Below are 932 nucleotides of genomic sequence, written 5' to 3'. Positions count from 1 at the left end.
CGGCGCGGCCTTGGCCGCTGCTGCCGGTGGTGCCACAGTGGTAGCGGCCGGCGGTAGCGGCGCACCGGGCTCAGCCGGTATGTAGAGGGTGACGTCGGTGTAGAAGTTTTGCAGGAACGCCAGCTTTTCGTCGGACATGGCAGGAGCAAAAATCAGTAAGTGGAAGGTGCGGCTGCGGCCGGATTAGTCGTTTGGAATCGCAAACAGGGCTTTCAATTCCTGCGCTTCGGCGGGCTTCATGCGGCCGGCCAGCACCAGGCGCAGCTGACGGCGGCGCAGGGCTCCCTCATAAAGGCGAATTTCGTCTTCGGTTTCGGGTACTGCCTCGGGCACGTCAATAGGGCGGCCCGACTGGTCGACGGCCACGAAGGTGAAAAAAGCTTCGTTGGTTTTCATCTTGGTGCCGCTCGGGATGTCTTCGGCCCACACGTCGATGTGCACTTCCATGCTGGAGCTGAAGGCGCGCGTTACCTGGGCCTGTAGCGTCACCACGTTGCCGAGCCGGATGCTGTCGCGAAACGACACGTTGTCGACCGAAGCCGTCACTACGATGCGATTGGAGTGCTTCTGGGCCGCAATGGCGGCGGCAATGTCCATCAGGTGCATCATGCGGCCGCCCATCAGGTTGTTGAGCGTGTTGGTATCGTTGGGCAGCACCAGCTCGGTCATGATGACGAACGAGTCGGAAACGGGTTTTTGCTTGCGCATAAAACGGAAAAATGAAATGATGGGCCGTGGGGTGGCACGGCCCGACTAATCGGGCGCAAAGGTACGGCCGCCTCAGCTGCGCCAGCCGCCCGCGCCCAGCAGCGGCACAAACCGAAACGTGTCGAATTCCTCGCGCACGAAGCTTTCGGGCCCTTCGCGCGTCACGCGCACCATGCGCTGCGACTGGGCGTCGCCCACCGGAATTACCAGCCGGCCGCCCACCC

The 932-nt window shown here is 62.6% G+C and carries 2 protein-coding genes; both read right to left on the bottom strand.

Annotated features, from left to right (window positions below; translation table 11 throughout):
* Window positions 1-183: 183 nt before the first annotated feature.
* Complete coding sequence (locus ACYVDE_RS24430) at window positions 184-708, bottom strand: acyl-CoA thioesterase (RefSeq protein ID WP_460504118.1); 525 nt, start codon at window positions 706-708, stop codon at window positions 184-186.
* A gap of 72 nt (window positions 709-780) precedes the next feature.
* Window positions 781-930: a hypothetical protein gene (locus ACYVDE_RS24425; protein WP_460504119.1), complete on the bottom strand. Its 150-nt coding sequence runs from the start codon at window positions 928-930 to the stop codon at window positions 781-783.
* Between the last annotated feature and the right edge of the window lie 2 nt (window positions 931-932).

The sequence above is a fragment of the Hymenobacter agri genome, from assembly GCF_054778495.1.
The sequence above is the reverse complement of the archived record's forward strand: the minus strand, read 5'-3'. Positions and strand labels throughout refer to the sequence as shown.

What these genes read in the sequence shown, in the direction of transcription:
- ACYVDE_RS24430 (WP_460504118.1), bottom strand. Translation starts at nt 708, where the DNA reads ATGCGCAAGCAAAAACCCGTTTCCGACTCGTTCGTCATCATGACCGAG.